Here is a 17,676-nt window from a genome sequence, read left to right on the forward strand (position 1 = left end):
ACAAAACAGGCTCAGGAATTGTTCATTTATGCGGATCAGATCAAAGCGCTGCCTGCGGCCATCTGCCGCGCCCTGATACGGTTTTTATGCGTTCAGGTGAATCTGTAACGGGCTGCGCTGCAACGTCATAGTGCTTTCAGGAATCTGTGGGAACGAGGCTTCTAGAGATTGCGCCAGATCGCGCAATCTCTAGAAGCCTCGTTCCCACAGGAGTGTGCTGAAGTTCTGATGAGGTAGCCGCTGCATGTACCAGTACGATGATTACGACCGGGCGCTGGTGTTCGAGCGCGTTGCGCAGTTTCGCGATCAGGTCGAGCGCTTCATGGCCGGGGAGTTGAGCGAAGAAGAGTTCCTGCCGCTGCGCCTGCAGAACGGCCTGTACCTGCAAAAGCACGCTTACATGCTGCGGGTGGCGATTCCCTACGGCACCCTGAGCGCCGAGCAGATGCGCACACTGGCGAGCATCGCCCGGGACTACGACCGTGGCTACGGTCACTTCACCACCCGGCAGAACCTGCAGTTCAACTGGATCGAACTGCACGAGGTGCCGGACATTCTCGAACGTCTGGCGCAGGTCAACATGCATGCGATCCAGACCTCGGGCAACTGCGTGCGCAACATCACCACCGAAGCCTTTGCCGGGGTCGCGGCGGACGAACTGATCGACCCGCGTCCGCTGGCCGAAATCCTGCGGCAATGGTCGACGATCAACCCGGAATTCCTGTTCCTGCCGCGCAAGTTCAAGATCGCCATCTGCTCGGCGAAGCAGGATCGCGCGGCGATCATGATGCACGACATCGGCCTGTACCTTTACCCCGGTCGCGACGGCCAGATGCTGCTTCGGGTAATCGTCGGCGGTGGTCTGGGACGCACGCCGATTCTCGGCCTGCAGATCCGCGACGGTCTGCCGTGGCAGCATTTGCTGTCTTACGTCGAGGCGGTGCTGCGGGTCTATAACCGCCACGGCCGACGCGACAACAAATACAAGGCGCGGATCAAGATTCTGGTCAAGGCGCTGGGCATCGAGGCGTTCGCCAGGGAAGTCGAAGAGGAATGGCAACACCTCAAGGACGGCCCGGCGCAACTGACCGAGGATGAATACCAGCGCGTCGCCAGTGCATTCGTGCCGCCGAGCTATCGCCCGCTGGCGGGCACTGATCTGGATTTCGGTACGCACCTGGCCGACAACCCGGCGTTCGCCCGCTGGGTCGCGCGCAATGTGCAGCCGCATAAAGTGCCGGGCTACACCAGCGTGGTGCTGTCGACCAAACCGGGCCTGGCCTCGCCGCCGGGGGACGTCACCGATGCGCAGATGCTGGCGGTGGCCGACTGGTCCGAGCGCTTCGGCTTCGGCGAAATCCGCATCGCCCATGAGCAGAACATCGTCCTGCCGGATGTGCCCAAGTCCGAGTTGTATGCGCTGTGGCAGCAAGCGAAAGAGCAGGGGCTGGGCGCCGCCAACGTCGGCCTGCTGACCGACATCATTGCCTGCCCCGGCGGCGATTTCTGTGCGCTGGCCAATGCCAAATCTATCCCGATCGCCCAGGCGATTCAGGCGCGCTTCGAGAACCTCGATTACCTGCACGATCTGGGCGACATCAGCCTGAACATTTCCGGCTGCATGAACGCCTGCGGCCATCACCACATCGGCAACATCGGGATTCTCGGCGTCGATAAAAACGGCAGCGAGTGGTACCAGATCACCCTCGGCGGCGCCCAGGGCAAGAACAGCGCATTGGGCAAAGTCATCGGCCCGTCGTTCAGCGCCGCCGAAGTGCCGCTGGTGATCGAACGGATCATCGGCACCTTCGTGCGTTATCGCGAGGCTGAAGAACTGTTCGTCGACACCGTGGCGCGCATTGGGCTGGAGCCGTTCAAGGAGCGGGTCTATCCGAAAGCGCTGGAGGCCTCGGCATGAACAATCTGCTGCGAATGGAGGCGAGTGGGGCGCGGCTCGTGCTGGATGATCCGTGGACGCTGATTCGCTCGCCTGAAACGGATTCCAGCGCCGGGATGTTGATTCTGCCGCTGGCCCACTGGCTCGAATCGCCCTCGACCCACGCAGTCTGGCTGGGCCCGGACGACGACGTCGAAAGTCTGCTGCCCTGGCTCACCTCGCTGCCACTGATCGCCCTCGACTTCCCGAACTTTCGCGACGGTCGCGCCTACAGCCAGGCCTATCTGCTGCGCAGTCGTTTCGGCTGGAAAGGCGAGTTGCGCGCCATCGGCGATGTGCTGCGCGACCAGCTCAGCCACATGCGTCAGTGCGGTTTCGACAGCTTCGCCGTGCGCGAGGACAAATCCGCCGAGGATGCGCTCAAGGGCCTGGCCGGGATGAGCGTGTTGTACGGGCGCTCGGTGATCGAGCCGCGGCCGTTGTTCCGGCGCCGGTGATGCAGGGGAAACCCTTAGAACCCTGATGAATCGGGGATTTTTCCTTGGGTCGATGGTGGCCTTTTGGTAGAGTCCCCGTCGCCAGCGGGTTTTCGGCTGGACGACGGAACGAAGAAGGGAGTCTGATCAGTGAGTCCGGGCAAAAAAATTCTGGGCATCACCGCGTTGCTGCTGATGGTGACGCTGTGGGCCGGTTACATCTATGTGTTCAACGAAAACCGTGGCGGTCAGCTCGGTGGCGTGGGCGAAAGCACCGCGTGGTGCGGCACGCCGCCGAACACCGAAGCGGCGCTGCTGGGCAAGGACCAACTGACCCTGCGCGTCACCAACAACCTGCGCGGCGAGTTCATGCTCAGCGGCGCGGTGGTGGTCTCCGAACGTACCTTCAACCGCTATGACCTGGGCCGCAACGAACTGCGTCTGCGCCTGGAGCCGTTGCAGTGGTCGTTTGGCGTCACGCCGATCTTCCTTGAACAGGTGAAAGTCCTGCCCCTGAGCCGCAACCTCGCCTCGACCGACAAGAGCGCCTTCGCCGAACTCGAATCACGCCCGATCAGCGTTCAGGGCCGGGTCACCGAATTTCCCTTCGACACCTATCGCTACGGCTACAAGCCGGTGCTGTATTACCTCAAGGGCAGCGAGCGTATCGACCTGCGCTTCAAGAACATCACCACGCTGATGGAGATGTCCAATACCTTCACGCCGATCCAGAAGTACAACCGCGCCGACTACATCAACGAGAAAAACTCGATGATCCGCGACGTGGACTACAAAGCCTACGGCCCCCACGAATGTGCGTTCAGCGTCGAGCGCAAAGGCTCGTTCAAGGTCGTGGTGCTGTTGATGCTGCTGGTGCTGTGCCTGCCGTTGCTGCTGGTGTTCTACCGCGATGAGCCGGGGATCGACTTCCTTGCCACGCTGGTGGGCATCGGTGTGGTGCGCACGGTGCTGGTGGGGCCGGTGCAGGATTTCCAGTTGTACAACATTGATTTTCTGTTCGGCGCGGCGATTCTGCTGGTGGGCACGGTGTCGCTGATCAAGGCGATGCGAGCCAACAGCCGGCGGGAGATGGCGTTGCGCAGTGGGGAGACCTCTACCTGGTAACGAGGCACCTGCAGTGGCCCGGATCTGGCGGATGTCCGGGCCAGGTGTTGTGCAATATTGCGGGTACTGATCGCAAACGGCGCGGTTTTAGCTATACCTGTAACTCCCCCGACGCAATAAATTCGGCCTTCCGACAGGAGTTACAGCATGAAGCTAGCCGTAATGATGAGCACCCTGTGCATTGCCACGCTGGGCGTGGTGGGTTGCTCCAGCAAAACCGTCGCACCCGATGAGTATTCAGGCTTCCTCAAGGACTACAGCCAGCTGAGGGAGGCCAAATCCCCGTCGGGGGCTGAGGTGATGCGCTGGATTGACCCGAAAATCGATATCAGCAAATTCACCAGCGTCTACGTCGAACCGACCCAGCTCTATCCCAAACCGCAACCCACCGTGAAGATTCCGCAGCAGACCCTCAATGGCATCACCAGCTACTACGATCAGGCGCTCAAGCGTGAGCTGGGCAAATCCCTGCCGCTGGCCTCAGGCCCCGGACCGGGTGTGATCGTGGTGCGCGCGGCGATCACCGCCGTGAGCAGCAAGACCGAAGGCCTGCACGCCTATGAAGTGATTCCGATTGCCCTGGTAGCGGCAGCGGTCAGCACTGCCAGCGGCATTCGCGACCAGGAAACCACCCTGGCGACCGAAGCGGTGTTCCTCGAGGGTGGCACCAACAAAGTGGCGGCGCAGGTGGTGCGCAAAGGCACCGGCAAACCGCTGGAAAACGATTCGCAGGTGATGAAGGCCGATGACGTGAAAAGCGTGATTGATGGCTGGGCCTCGGATCTGCATCAGTCCTACCTCAAGCTCAAGGCCAAGTAAGACCGGCACGCCGGGTCGCCCAAGAGGGCGATCCGGCGTGAGCGCCGCGTCAGAAGTTGGCGCGCGCCAGTCGGTTGTAATGGCTGAGCAAACCGTCGTAGCGGCGGGTCACGGCGTAGTAGTCCTCGCTCAAGCGCTGGGGCGGCGCGTGGTTCTGCCAGTCGGCTTGCAGGGTGTTCAACGCCTCGAGATAGTTTTGCCCTGGCTCGCCGATGCGCAGCCACAGATCCCGTGCGGCATCGGTCTTGGTCTGGAATCCGCCCGTGCGTGGCGCGAGCCAGGGTTCGCGACGGTTCCACGCCTGTTGCAGCTTTGCGGTGGTGTCGGCCAGCAATCGCGGGGTCAGGGTGCGGTTGTTCATCGCTTCTTCGAGCACGTCGACGGTCTCACGCGCCTGAATCATGTACGCCAGCAAGTCCCAGTGAATGTCCCTGCCCAGGCGTGCCTCGATCAGCTTGAGCTGTTCGGGACGTTGCGCGGCGTCGAGGGGCAACAGGCTTTGCCGCAGAGCCGTCGAGGCACCGATGTACTCCTGTGACACACGCTCGATGGCAGCCAGTTCTCCAGGGGAGGGCTGATGCGACCCGGAGACGAAGCTCGCCTCTCGGTAAAACCGCGTTGGAGGAATGGTCGTCGTGACGTGATTCAGCGCCCGGACGTACTCGTTGGCCTGTCGCGCCAGTTCAGGCTGCCAGTCCAGCCGTTCGAGTTTTTCCGTGAGGCCCTGACCGCAGACATCGCGCTGAATGTCTCGCACATTGAACGCGTCACTGTCGTCGAAATCCTTGAGGCTCTTCAACCAGCGCTGGTCGCGAGGCAAGGGCGGTTGAGGATTCCTGTAGCGGTCGTAGGCCACTCGCCATTGCACGTCGATCCGGTTGACGCAGGCGATCACCGGGCTCAGGGCATTGGCCTGGGCGGTGACCGGCGCATCGCGCCCGTCCAGCCAGAGATCGAGCTGGAGGAAGGGCCGGGTCGCACTCGTCAGGACCATCACCACCAGCGCCACGAACAGGCCGCAACAGAACATGATTTTTGTACTCATGGGCGCGCCTCCTTGCCGTACCACTGTTCATCGGTGGCCGGTGCGCTGCATTCGCTGGTGGTGGCCGGCAAACGGCTGCACAGGCGTTCGGTCCAGGGTTGCAGGCCCTGATTGCGATTGACCGTGCCTTGGCTGGCGACCACTTTGAATACGCCGAGCACGAGGGTCAGCACCAGAACGCCGAGGATCGTCACGCCGACTTTCATGGCCGGACGGCTCTCTTCCCAGGACACCCGGGGCCTGGACTGCCAGCGCCGCACCAGCCCGAAGGTCGCCAGTGTCGCAGCGTACACCCCGCCGGCAATCGGGCCGAAAAACCAGCCGAGCCCGGCCACCATCAATGCGCCGGGCACAAGGTCGCGCAGTACCCCGAACGGCGGCGAGTCTTTGAGAAAACCGGGGCAGAGGCTTGCGCTGAGCCGGTCATCCAGCCGCCATACGCGATGGGCAACGTTGTGTACCAGCCAGTTGAGCCCGGCCACGATCACGCCAAACACCACGCTCGAGATCATGACGATATTGATCAGTCCACTGAGGCGCACACCCAGCGGAATGTAATGGGTGAACGCGCCGATCAGGCAGGCCAGCACCACGCCCACGTAGGTCGGCCAGTCATTGAAACTGAGTTCCCAGTCACGCCAGAAAAACGCCGTACCGCCGGGCATCTGCGCGCAGACCTTGGGGTGATTGGCGTACAGCTCGGAACTCAACTTACGGCACTGCGCCCAGTCGTCTTCGCGCAGGCGTCGGGCCAGTGCACGGCGGGCACTGAACGAGCCGGTGCCCAGCAGCAGGCGGGCGGCGCGGTGTTCGGGGGTGGCCGGCGGTTCCAGAGCGAGCTGTTGCTGGCGAGCCACAAAAAACGGCGCATTCTGTCGAGCCAGCAGGCGTTGCCATTCGCCGTCAGGGCAGGGATTCCCCGTGCAGCCGTGCCAGCCTTGACCGGCGCGCACCCGTTCGAAAATCTCGGGAGACCAGAACGGCGCATCCAGCAACAAATGGCTCAGAGCATGGTTGAACCATTTCTGATGTTGCTCAGTAGTCAGCCAGTTGAATTCCGCGCAACGGGCGTAGGCCTGGAGAAATCCGTCGACGTCTTCCCGCTCGAGGGCATTACGCATGGGTTGCGTGATACGCGCGCGCTGGCGGGCCAGCAACAGCTCGATCGATTCCTCATCCAGCTCCAGGCGTTGCCAGGCGCTGAACCAGAAAAAGGTCGGCACCGCCCAGTCCACCAGCGAGTCGGACGACTCGGGGTGCTCGATGCAGTGATGCAGCAGTGTGTCCTCGAAGATGTGCGCACAGCCTTGTTCGAGGGCGACGGTATGGCGGCGTTTCAGCTCTTCAACGCTGAGCCCGTCCAGCGAGCGTGTCGCCAGTTGCAGGGCATCGACCTCGACCACGGTGAGGCCGCTCAGGTCCCAGGATTCTTCAATGCCCTTGTCCTGCGCTTGTTCTTCATCCTGCTTGTGATACTGCTGCCATTCCTTGTAGGCCAGCGCCTGCTCATAGGCGTCGCGCAGCCGCTGGAAGCCCTCGGGGTCATCGTCGGGGCGGGTTTGTTTGAGCAGGGCGGCATATTGGCGTTTGATGGTGCGCACATCGGCGTCGGCCGACAGGCCAAGGACGGTCCAGCAACTCATTGCGATGACAACTCCATGAAAACCGCGACGCGATCCAGTGGTGGCATTGTGATGTTGCGCACCCTACCTGTTTCGCGTCGAAAAGTCCTCGTGTCTCGCTCAGTCGCCACCGGCCTTACAGAAAATACGGACGTTTTTCATTCGAGGCTTCAGTGTTTTTTGGCTTGCTCGCGTATGCGTCCTTCCTGCTCACGCAGTTCCGGAGTGAACTCGGCGCCAAAATCTTCCGCGCTGAACACCTGGCGAATCTCGATTTCCGATTCAGTACCCGGCATGGGATTCGGGCAGCGCTTGACCCATTCGATGGCTTCTTCTTTGGATTTCACGTCCCAGATCCAGTAACCGGCGATCAGCTCCTTGGTTTCGGCGAACGGGCCGTCGATCACGCTGCGGCTTTCGCCGCTGAAGCGCACGCGGGCGCCTTTGCTGCTGGGGTGCAGGCCGTCGGCAGAAACCAGGATGCCGGCCTTGGCCAGTTGTTCGTTGTAGTTGCCCATGTCGGTCAGCAGTTGCTCGCTGGGCATCACGCCGGCTTCGGAGTCGTGGCTGGCTTTGACAATGATCATGAAGCGCATGGTGTTTCTCCGCAGGTGAGTGAAGGATTCATGGCTTAGTCGAACGGCTCTGGTCGGAATCGACAGGTCGTTAAAGAAAAGCCGCAGATTGTCTCTTTCACAAGCTTCACTTGCTTTGGACACACGGCTGTGGCGGGCACTGGAGAGCGTGTATCCAGTTTTGTGTGCCAACACATGACAATTTCGGTTCAGGCATAGGTCGTCGGACAATTTCGTGGTTAACTTCCGCCTCTTGCATGCTTTCCCAACAACGTTAAGAAGGACTCCGTTCATGGCTCAAGTCACGCTCAAAGGCAACCCGGTTCAAGTCAACGGCCAACTGCCACAAGCCGGTTCCAAGGCGCCAGCCTTTTCCCTGGTAGCCGGCAATCTGTCTGACGTCACCCTGAAAGACTTCGCCGGCAAGCGCAAAGTGCTGAACATCTTCCCAAGCGTCGACACCCCGACCTGCGCCACTTCGGTACGCAAGTTCAACGCTCAGGCCAACGACATCAGCAACACTGTGGTGCTGTGCATCTCGGCTGACCTGCCGTTCGCCCAAGCTCGTTTCTGCGGCGCCGAAGGCCTGGAAAACGTACAAAACCTGTCGACCCTGCGCGGCACCGAGTTCCTCGAGAACTACGGCGTGGCCATCGCTGACGGCCCGCTGAAAGGCCTGACCGCCCGTGCGGTGGTTGTTCTGGACGAAAACGACAACGTCCTGCACAGCGAACTGGTCAAGGAAATTGCAGAAGAGCCTGACTACGATGCGGCACTCGCTGTATTGAAGTAAATGTTCTGAAATAAGCGCTTTACAATTGTTAACGGCCTGGCCCTGTCCAGGCCGTTTTCATTTGTGTATCAGTGTTTTGCCTCACACCTTGAAACGTAAGTGGAAGGTAAATTGCCGGTAAAGCTGCTTTGCTAAATCCCCACCAGTGCTTATCGTTCAGCCTCCCGTAAAAGAAGCCCACGCGCCCAATGGTTAATCACTCCATGCAATCGTCTTCCCGAAACTCCCGTCGCTGGCTGTTGAGCCTGCTCGTCCTGCTGGTCATTGCCGGTCTGTGCTGGAAATTCTGGCCCGCCGGTTCGACTCAAAAAGAGGGCGGCGAGAAGGCGCAGGCCGGCCACACCGGCCGTTCGGGGATGATGCGTCCGGGCTTCGGCGGGGCCGCGGGGCCGATTCCGGTGCGCGTGGCGCCGGCGGTCACCGGGGACTTCCCGCTGTACTACAAGGCCCTGGGCACGGTGACGGCACTCAACACCATCAATGTGCGCAGCCGGGTCGGTGGCGAGCTGGTGAAGATTTATTTCGAGGAAGGGCAGATGGTCAAGGCCGGCGACCTGCTGGCGGAAATCGACCCGCGCCCGTACCAGAACGCCTTGCTGCAGGCTGAAGGCACCTTGCTGCAGAACCAGGCACAGTTGAAGAACGCCCAGGTCGATGTCGAGCGCTATCGCGGCCTGTATAAGGAAGACAGCATCGCCAAGCAGACGCTGGACACCGCCGAAGCGCTGGTCGGCCAGTACCTCGGCACCGTGAAGACCAATCAGGCGGCGGTCAACGACGCCAAGCTCAATCTCGAATTCACCAAGATTCGCGCACCGATTACCGGTCGCGTCGGCCTGCGTCAGCTCGACGTCGGCAACCTGGTGGCGGCGAACGACACGACCTCCCTGGCGGTCATCACCCAGACCCAACCGATCAGCGTCGCCTTTACCCTGCCGGAAAACAGCCTGGACACCGTACTTGCCCGCTACCGCAGCGGTGCCAAGCTGCCTGCCGAAGCCTGGGATCGCGGCGACACCAAACTGCAGGCCACCGGCGTGCTGCAAAGCCTCGACAACCAGATCGACGTGACCACCGGCACCCTGAAATTCAAGGCTCGCTACGAAAACCGCGATCAGTCGCTGTTCCCCAACCAGTTCGTCAACGTTCACCTGCTCGCTGACACCTTGAAAGGTGTGGTGCTCGCGCCGTCGGCCGCCATTCAGTTCGGCACCAACGGCACCTTCGTCTACGCACTGGATGGCGACAAGAAAGTCACCATCCGCCAATTGAAGATCGGTGCCAGCGACGGCGAAAACACCGTAATCACCGAAGGCCTGGCCGCCGGCGACCGGGTGGTGCTGGAAGGCACTGACCGCTTGAAGGAAGGCAGCGAAGTGGAAGTGGTCAACGACAGCAAGGACGTGCCGACCACGCCGACCGAACACCTGCAAGGCAAGTCGGCCGCCACCGCACCTGACGCCACCGTCACCGACAAGGCCAAGAAGGGCGCATGAACATTTCGCGTCTGTTCATCCTCCGCCCGGTCGCCACCACGCTGAGCATGCTGGCCATCGTGCTGGCCGGTCTGATTGCCTATCGCCTGTTGCCGGTCTCGGCCTTGCCCCAGGTCGATTACCCGACGATCCGGGTCATGACTTTGTATCCGGGCGCCAGCCCGGACGTGATGACCAGCGCCGTCACCGCGCCGCTGGAACGCCAGTTCGGGCAGATGCCGGGCCTCACGCAAATGGCCTCGACCAGTTCCGGTGGTGCCTCGGTGCTGACCCTGCGTTTCAGCCTCGACATCAACATGGATGTCGCCGAACAGCAGGTGCAGGCCGCGATCAACGCCGCGACCAACCTGTTGCCGACCGATTTGCCGGCGCCGCCGGTGTACAACAAGGTCAACCCGGCAGACACCCCGGTGCTGACCCTGGCCATCACCTCGAAAACCATGTTGCTGCCCAAACTCAATGATCTGGTCGATACGCGCATGGCGCAGAAAATCGCCCAGATCAGCGGCGTCGGCATGGTCAGCATCGCCGGCGGCCAGCGTCAGGCAGTGCGGATCAAGGTCAATCCCGAGGCACTCGCCGCCAACGGCCTGAACCTGTCGGACGTGCGCACGCTGATCAGTGCGTCCAACGTCAACCAGCCCAAGGGCAACTTCGACGGCCCGACCCGAGTGTCGATGCTCGACGCCAACGACCAACTGACCTCGCCCAAGGATTACGCCAGCCTGATCCTCGCCTACGCCAACGGCGCACCGCTGCGGCTCAAGGATGTCGCACAGATCGTCGACGGCGCCGAGAACGAGCGTCTGGCGGCGTGGGCCAACCAGAATCAGGCCGTGCTGCTGAACATTCAGCGTCAGCCGGGCGCCAACGTGATCGAAGTGGTCGACCGGATCAAGGCGCTGCTGCCGAGCATCACCGACAACCTGCCGGCCGGCCTCGACGTGGTCGTGCTGACCGACCGCACCCAGACCATCCGTGCCTCGGTCACCGACGTGCAACATGAACTGCTGATCGCCATTGCGCTGGTGGTGATGGTGACGTTCCTGTTCCTGCGCCGCGCCAGTGCCACGATCATTCCGTCGGTGGCCGTGCCGCTGTCGCTGATTGGTACATTCGGCGTGATGTATCTGGCGGGGTTCTCGGTCAACAACCTGACGCTGATGGCGCTGACTATCGCCACCGGTTTTGTGGTCGACGATGCGATCGTGATGCTGGAGAACATCGCGCGTTTCATCGAGGAGGGTGACAGTCCGATGCAGGCCGCGCTCAAGGGCGCGAAGCAGATCGGCTTCACCCTGATTTCCCTGACCCTGTCGCTGATTGCGGTGCTGATTCCGCTGCTGTTTATGGCCGACGTCGTAGGGCGGTTGTTCCGCGAGTTCGCCATCACCCTGGCGGTGGCGATCCTGATTTCCCTGGTGGTCTCGCTGACCCTGACGCCGATGATGTGCGCGCGTCTGCTCAAGCGTGAACCGGAAGCACACGAACAGGGCCGTTTCTACCGCGCCAGTGGTGCGTTCATCGACTGGATGATCGCCGCTTACGGGCGCAAGTTGCAGTGGGTGCTCAAGCACCAGCCGCTGACCCTGCTGGTGGCCATTGGTACGCTGGCCCTGACCGTGTTCCTGTATATGGTGGTGCCCAAGGGCTTCTTCCCGGTGCAGGACACCGGGGTGATCCAGGGTATTTCCGAAGCACCGCAGTCGATTTCCTTCGCCGCCATGAGTGAGCGTCAGCAGGCGCTGGCCAAGGTGATTCTCGACGATCCGGCAGTGGAAAGCCTGTCGTCCTACATCGGTGTCGACGGTGACAACGCCACACTCAACAGCGGTCGATTGCTGATCAACCTCAAGCCCCATGGCCAACGCGATCTGACCGCGACCGAGGTGATTGCGCGCCTGCAACCGCAACTGGACAAACTGGTGGGCATCCGCCTGTTCATGCAGCCGGTGCAGGATCTGACCATTGAAGACCGCGTCAGCCGTACCCAGTACCAGTTCAGCATGTCCTCGCCGGATTCCGAATTGCTCAGCCTGTGGAGCGGCCGTCTGGTCGAGGCACTGGCCCAGCGTCCGGAACTGACCGACGTCGCCAGCGATTTGCAGGACAAGGGCTTGCAGGTGTTCCTGGTGATCGACCGCGATGCCGCTTCACGGCTGGGTGTGTCGGTGTCGAACATCACCGACGCGCTGTATGACGCGTTCGGCCAGCGGCAGATCTCGACCATTTACACCCAGGCCAGCCAGTACCGCGTGGTGCTGCAGGCTCAGGCCGGGGAGAAAATCGGCCCCCAGGCGCTGGATCAGATTCACGTCAAGACCACCGATGGCGGTCAGGTGCGGTTGTCGAGTCTGGCCCGCGTCGAGGAACGGCAGGCACAACTGGCGATCACCCACATCGGCCAGTTCCCGGCGGTAATGATGTCGTTCAACCTCGCACCCGGCGTGGCGCTCGGGCATGCGGTGGACATCATCGAGCAGGTGCAGAAGGACATCGGCATGCCGATCGGCGTGCAGACCCAGTTCCAGGGCGCAGCCGAAGCGTTCCAGGCATCGCTGTCGAGCACCTTGCTGCTGATCCTGGCGGCGGTGGTGACCATGTACATCGTGCTCGGCGTGCTTTACGAGAGCTACATCCACCCGATCACCATCCTCTCGACGTTGCCGTCGGCGGCGGTCGGTGCCTTGCTGGCCTTGCTGCTCAGCAGCAATGACCTGGGCATGATCGCGATCATCGGCATCATTCTGCTGATCGGTATCGTGAAGAAGAACGCGATCATGATGATCGACTTCGCCCTCGACGCCGAACGCACTCAGGGCATGGCGCCGGAGCAGGCGATCTATCAGGCGGCGCTGTTGCGCTTCCGGCCGATTCTGATGACGACACTGGCGGCGCTGTTCGGCGCGGTGCCATTGATGCTGGCGACCGGTTCCGGTGCTGAATTGCGTCAACCGCTGGGGTTGGTGATGGTCGGCGGGTTGCTGGTGAGCCAGGTGCTGACGCTGTTCACCACGCCGGTGATCTACCTGTACTTCGATCGTCTCGGCCGGCGCTGGGGCCGTGCACCGTCAGCCGTGGAGCCGGTGGAACAGCCATGAACCTGTCCGGTCCTTTCATCAAACGCCCGGTGGCGACCATGCTCCTGAGCCTGGCGATCATGCTGCTGGGCGGCGTGAGCTTCGGTCTGCTGCCGGTGTCGCCGCTGCCGCAAATGGACTTCCCGGTGATCGTGGTGCAGGCCAGCCTGCCCGGCGCCAGTCCGGAGGTCATGGCGTCCACCGTGGCCACGCCGCTGGAGCGCTCGTTCGGCGCCATCGCCGGCGTCAACACCATGAGCAGCCGCTCCAGCCAGGGCTCGACCCGGGTCATCCTGCAATTCGACCTCGACCGCGACATCAACGGCGCGGCGCGGGAAGTGCAGGCGGCGATCAACGCCTCGCGCAACCTGCTGCCGAGCGGGATGCGCAGCATGCCGACCTACAAGAAGGTCAACCCGTCGCAGGCACCGATCATGGTGCTGTCGCTGACCTCGGACGTGCTGGAAAAAGGCCAGCTCTATGACCTGGCCTCGACCATCCTGTCCCAGAGCCTGTCCCAGGTGCAGGGCGTCGGTGAAGTGCAGATCGGCGGCAGCTCCCTGCCGGCGGTGCGCATCGAGCTCGAACCCCAGGCACTGAACCAGTACGGCGTGGCGCTCGACGATGTGCGCAAGACCATCGCCGAAGCCAACGTACGCCGGCCCAAGGGCTCGGTCGAAGACGACCAGCGTCTGTGGCAGATCCAGGCCAACGACCAGCTGGAGAAAGCCAAGGATTACGAATCGCTGATCATCCACTACAACGGCGGCGCGGCGCTGCGCCTGAAGGACGTGGCCAAGGTCAGTGACGGCGTGGAAGACCGCTACAACAGTGGTTTCTTCAACGATGACGCGGCGGTGCTGCTGGTGATCAACCGCCAGGCCGGCGCCAACATCATCGAGACGGTCAACGAGATCAAGGCCCAGTTGCCGGCGTTGCAGGCGGTGCTGCCGGCCAGCGTCAAACTGAACCTGGCGATGGACCGCTCGCCGGTAATCAAGGCCACCCTGCACGAAGCGGAAATGACCCTGCTGATCGCCGTTGCACTGGTGATCCTGGTGGTGTTCCTGTTCCTCGGTAACTTCCGTGCGTCCCTGATTCCGACACTGGCGGTGCCGGTGTCGCTGGTCGGCACCTTTGCGGTGATGTACCTCTACGGATTCTCGCTGAACAACCTGTCGCTGATGGCGCTGATTCTCGCCACCGGGCTGGTGGTGGACGACGCCATCGTGGTGCTGGAGAACATTTCCCGGCACATCGACGAAGGCGTCAAACCGATGAAGGCCGCCTACCTCGGGGCCAAGGAAGTCGGTTTCACCTTGCTGTCGATGAACGTTTCGCTGGTGGCGGTGTTCCTGTCGATCCTGTTCATGGGCGGGATCATCGAAAGCCTGTTCCGTGAATTTTCCATCACCCTGGCGGCGGCCATCGTGGTGTCGCTGGTGGTTTCCCTGACGCTGACCCCGATGCTCTGCGCCCGCTGGCTCAAACCCCATACGCCGGGCAAGGAAAACCGCTTGCAACGCTGGAGCCGCCGCACCAACGACTGGATGGTCGGCAAATACGCCACCAGCCTCGACTGGGTGTTGCGTCACCGGCGCCTGACCTTGCTGAGCCTGATCATCACCGTCGGGGTGAACGTTGCCCTCTATGTGGTGGTGCCGAAAACCTTCATGCCGCAGCAGGACACCGGCCAGTTGATCGGTTTCGTGCGTGGTGATGACGGCCTGTCGTTCAGCGTGATGCAGCCGAAAATGGAGACCTTCCGCCGCGCCGTGCTCAAGGACGAAGCGGTCGAGAGTGTCGCCGGTTTCATCGGTGGCACCAACGGCACCAACAACGCCTTCATGCTGGTGCGCCTGAAGCCGATCAAGGAGCGCAATATCTCGGCGCAGAAGGTCATCGAGCGCCTGCGCAAGGAAATGCCCAAGGTGGCCGGTGCGCAGTTGATGCTGATGGCCGACCAGGACCTGCAATTTGGCGGCGGCCGCGAGCAGACCACTTCGCAGTACAGCTACATTCTGCAAAGCGGTGATCTGGGTGAGTTGCGCGAGTGGTACCCGAAAGTGGTCACCGCGCTGCGGGCCTTGCCCGAGCTGACCGCCATCGACGCCCGCGAAGGGGCGGGTGCGCAGCAAGTGACATTGATCGTCGACCGCGATCAGGCCAAGCGCCTGGGCGTGGACATGGAGATGGTCACGGCGGTGCTTAACAACGCCTACAGCCAGCGGCAGATCTCCACGATTTACGACAGCCTCAACCAGTATCAGGTGGTGATGGAGGTCAATCCGAAATACGCCCAGGATCCGGTGACACTCAAACAGGTTCAGGTGATTACCGCCGACGGTGCGCGGATTCCGCTGTCGACCTTCGCTCACTATGAAAACAGCCTGGAAGACGACCGGGTCAGCCACGAAGGCCAGTTCGCCTCCGAGAGCATTTCCTTCGACATGGCCGAAGGCGTGACAGTGGAGCAGGGCAGTGCCGCCATCGAGCGGGCGATTGCCAAACTTGGCCTGCCGGAAGACGTGATCGTGAAAATGGCCGGCACCGCCGATGCGTTCGCCGCCACCCAGAAGGGCCAGCCGTTCATGATCCTCGGTGCGCTGCTGGCGGTGTATCTGGTGCTGGGCGTGCTGTATGAAAGCTACATTCACCCGCTGACGATCCTGTCGACGCTGCCGTCGGCCGGGGTCGGCGCGTTGCTGTCGATCTATGTGCTGGGCGGCGAGTTCAGTCTGATCTCGCTGCTCGGACTGTTCCTGCTGATCGGCGTGGTGAAGAAAAACGCAATCCTGATGATCGACCTGGCGCTGCAACTGGAGCGTCATCAGGGCATGGCGCCGCAGGAGTCGATCCGCAGCGCCTGTCTGCAACGCTTGCGACCGATCCTGATGACCACGCTGGCGGCGATCCTTGGCGCCTTGCCGTTGCTGCTGGGCCGGGCCGAAGGCGCGGAAATGCGTCAGCCGCTGGGCCTGACCATCATCGGCGGGCTGGTTTTCAGCCAGGTGCTGACCCTTTACACCACGCCTGTGGTTTACCTCTATCTCGACAAGTTGCGCCATCGTTTCAACAGGTGGCGTGGCGTGCGTACCGATGCCGCTCTGGAAACTCCGCTATGAATGATCGTTCGCTTATCCAACTGGCCAGTGTCCGCGGCTCGCGTTTGTTGAGCCTGTCACTGTGCGTGGCGATGCTCAGTGCCTGCGCTGTCGGCCCGGATTATCAGCGCCCGCAGACCGCCGAAATCGCCCAGTACAAGGAAGCCGAAGGCTGGCGTCAGGCCAACCCGAGCGATTCCCTGGCGCGCGGTGCCTGGTGGGAGCTGTATGGCGATCGTCAGCTCAACGAGCTGATCGAGAAACTCAACAGTTCCAACCAGACTGTCGCCCAGTCCGAAGCCCAGTACCGTCAGGCCCAGGCGTTGGTACGCAGCGCGCGCGGGGCGTTTTACCCGAGCGTTGATCTGAGTGCCGGCAAGACCCGTTCCAGCCAGGGCACCGGCAGCAGCAGTTCGAGCCTGAGCAGTTCCTCCAGCGGCATTCGTGACACCTACAGCGCGCAACTGGGCGTGAGCTGGGAAGCCGATGTCTGGGGCAAGCTGCGTCGTGGCCTGGAAGCCAATGAGGCCAGCGCCCAGGCGAGCTACGCCGATCTGGCGGCGATGCGTTTGAGCCAGCAGTCGGAGCTGGTGCAGAACTACCTGCAATTGCGGGTGATCGATCAGCAGAAACGTTTGCTCGAATCGACAGTGGCGGCTTACGAGCGCTCGCTGAAAATGACCATGAACCAGTACAACGCCGGGGTTTCCGGGCGCGATGCGGTAGCCCAGGCGCAGACCCAGCTGAAAACCACCCAGGGCGATCTGGTGGACCTGATCTGGCAGCGGGCGCAGTTCGAAAACGCCATCGCGGTGCTGACCGGCCAGCCGCCCGCCGAATTCAACATTGCCGAAACCCAGGACATTCCCAAGCTGCCGCAGATCCCGCTGAGCCTGCCGTCGCAGTTGCTCGAGCGCCGCCCGGACATCGCCTCGGCCGAGCGCTCGGTGATGGCTGCCAACGCCAACATCGGCGTGGCCAAGGCTGCGTACTACCCGGATTTCAGCCTGAGCATGAGCGGCGGCTACAGCAGCAGTACCTCGCAGAACCTCATCAGCCTGCCGAACCGCTTCTGGTCGGTGGGGCCGAAAATGACCTTGCCGCTGTTCGACGGCGGCATCCGTTCGGCCGAAGTCGACCGCACCGAAGCCGTGTACGACCAGACCGTGGCCAAATACCGCCAGACGGTGCTCGACGGTTTCCGCGAGGTGGAAAACTATCTGGTGCAATTGAAGGTGTACGAAGACGAAGCGGCCGTGCGCCAGGAAGCCCTCGACGCGGCACGGGATTCGCTGCGCCTGACCGAAAACCAGTACAAGGCCGGGGTGATTGCTTATCTCGATGTAGTGACGGTGCAGGCGACGGCGCTGAGCAATGAACGCACGGTCCTGAATATCCTGCAGAGCCGTTTGATTGCCAGTGTGCAGCTGATTGCGGCGCTGGGCGGTGGCTGGGACGGGCAGCTGGAAACCACGGATAACCGCTGACGTGAAGCCATGATCGTTCCCACGCAGAGCGTGGGAACGATCTGTTCTGTGTCTTGGCCACCGGGGTAGAGCCTTGTCAGACGATCAAACAAGCGTTTCATCGGGTTGATGGCCATTTGATTACTTAGTCAGTGCGTTCTGCTGCGCAATCAGTACA

General features: G+C 62.0%; 12 protein-coding genes. 9 read left to right on the top strand and 3 right to left on the bottom strand.

Features of this window, described 5'->3' with window-relative positions; genetic code table 11:
- Positions 1-244 precede the first annotated feature (244 nt).
- From ACKJSM_RS20600 to ACKJSM_RS20615, 4 genes are all read left to right on the top strand, one after another.
- A complete protein-coding gene (locus ACKJSM_RS20600) occupies positions 245-1,918 on the top strand; it encodes a nitrite/sulfite reductase (protein ID WP_236178427.1) in 1,674 nt (557 codons plus the stop codon).
- The gene (locus ACKJSM_RS20605) at positions 1,915-2,394 is read left to right on the top strand and encodes a DUF934 domain-containing protein (RefSeq protein WP_236178428.1); all 480 of its coding nucleotides are present in this window, start codon (positions 1,915-1,917) and stop codon (positions 2,392-2,394) included. Before ACKJSM_RS20600 ends, ACKJSM_RS20605 begins: the two co-directional genes overlap by 4 nt.
- Before the next feature lie 129 nt (positions 2,395-2,523).
- Positions 2,524-3,498, top strand: coding sequence for a hypothetical protein (locus ACKJSM_RS20610; protein WP_236178429.1), 975 nt, complete (start codon positions 2,524-2,526; stop codon positions 3,496-3,498).
- A gap of 147 nt (positions 3,499-3,645) precedes the next feature.
- Positions 3,646-4,317 carry a DUF3313 domain-containing protein gene (locus ACKJSM_RS20615; protein WP_236178430.1) on the top strand — a complete coding sequence of 224 codons (672 nt, stop codon included), beginning with the start codon at positions 3,646-3,648 and terminating at the stop codon, positions 4,315-4,317.
- Between the two features lie 49 nt (positions 4,318-4,366).
- Here ACKJSM_RS20615 and ACKJSM_RS20620 read toward each other — a convergent pair whose 3' ends face one another.
- From ACKJSM_RS20620 to ACKJSM_RS20630, 3 genes are all read right to left on the bottom strand, one after another.
- On the bottom strand, positions 4,367-5,362 hold the full coding sequence (locus ACKJSM_RS20620; RefSeq protein ID WP_410238667.1) for a DUF3829 domain-containing protein: 996 nt from the start codon (positions 5,360-5,362) through the stop codon (positions 4,367-4,369).
- On the bottom strand, positions 5,359-7,005 hold the full coding sequence (locus tag ACKJSM_RS20625) for a J domain-containing protein (protein ID WP_410238668.1): 1,647 nt from the start codon (positions 7,003-7,005) through the stop codon (positions 5,359-5,361). Before ACKJSM_RS20625 ends, ACKJSM_RS20620 begins: the two co-directional genes overlap by 4 nt.
- Before the next feature lie 149 nt (positions 7,006-7,154).
- Positions 7,155-7,580, bottom strand: coding sequence for a YciI family protein (locus tag ACKJSM_RS20630; protein ID WP_410238669.1), 426 nt, complete (start codon positions 7,578-7,580; stop codon positions 7,155-7,157).
- Positions 7,581-7,851: 271 nt separating this feature from the next.
- On the opposite strand from ACKJSM_RS20630, the gene tpx reads away from it, so the two are divergent.
- The 5 genes from tpx to ACKJSM_RS20655 all read left to right on the top strand — a co-directional run bounded on the left by tpx (position 7,852) and on the right by ACKJSM_RS20655 (position 17,519).
- Entirely contained in the window at positions 7,852-8,352 is a 501-nt protein-coding gene (gene tpx, locus ACKJSM_RS20635) for a thiol peroxidase (protein ID WP_236178434.1), read from the top strand.
- 188 nt (positions 8,353-8,540) lie between these two features.
- Entirely contained in the window at positions 8,541-9,848 is a 1,308-nt protein-coding gene (locus ACKJSM_RS20640) for an MdtA/MuxA family multidrug efflux RND transporter periplasmic adaptor subunit (RefSeq protein WP_410238670.1), read from the top strand.
- Complete coding sequence (locus tag ACKJSM_RS20645) at positions 9,845-12,949, top strand: MdtB/MuxB family multidrug efflux RND transporter permease subunit (protein WP_410238671.1); 3,105 nt, start codon at positions 9,845-9,847, stop codon at positions 12,947-12,949. The genes ACKJSM_RS20640 and ACKJSM_RS20645 overlap by 4 nt, the downstream gene beginning before the upstream one ends.
- Positions 12,946-16,053: an efflux RND transporter permease subunit gene (locus ACKJSM_RS20650; protein WP_410238672.1), complete on the top strand. Its 3,108-nt coding sequence runs from the start codon at positions 12,946-12,948 to the stop codon at positions 16,051-16,053. The genes ACKJSM_RS20645 and ACKJSM_RS20650 overlap by 4 nt, the downstream gene beginning before the upstream one ends.
- Positions 16,050-17,519, top strand: a complete 1,470-nt coding sequence (locus ACKJSM_RS20655) for an efflux transporter outer membrane subunit (RefSeq protein WP_410238673.1) — start codon at positions 16,050-16,052, stop codon at positions 17,517-17,519. The genes ACKJSM_RS20650 and ACKJSM_RS20655 overlap by 4 nt, the downstream gene beginning before the upstream one ends.
- Positions 17,520-17,676: the final 157 nt, after the last annotated feature.

Source organism: Pseudomonas sp. PHC1 (assembly GCF_046487845.1).
Taxonomy (GTDB): Bacteria; Pseudomonadota; Gammaproteobacteria; order Pseudomonadales; family Pseudomonadaceae; genus Aquipseudomonas; species Aquipseudomonas sputi.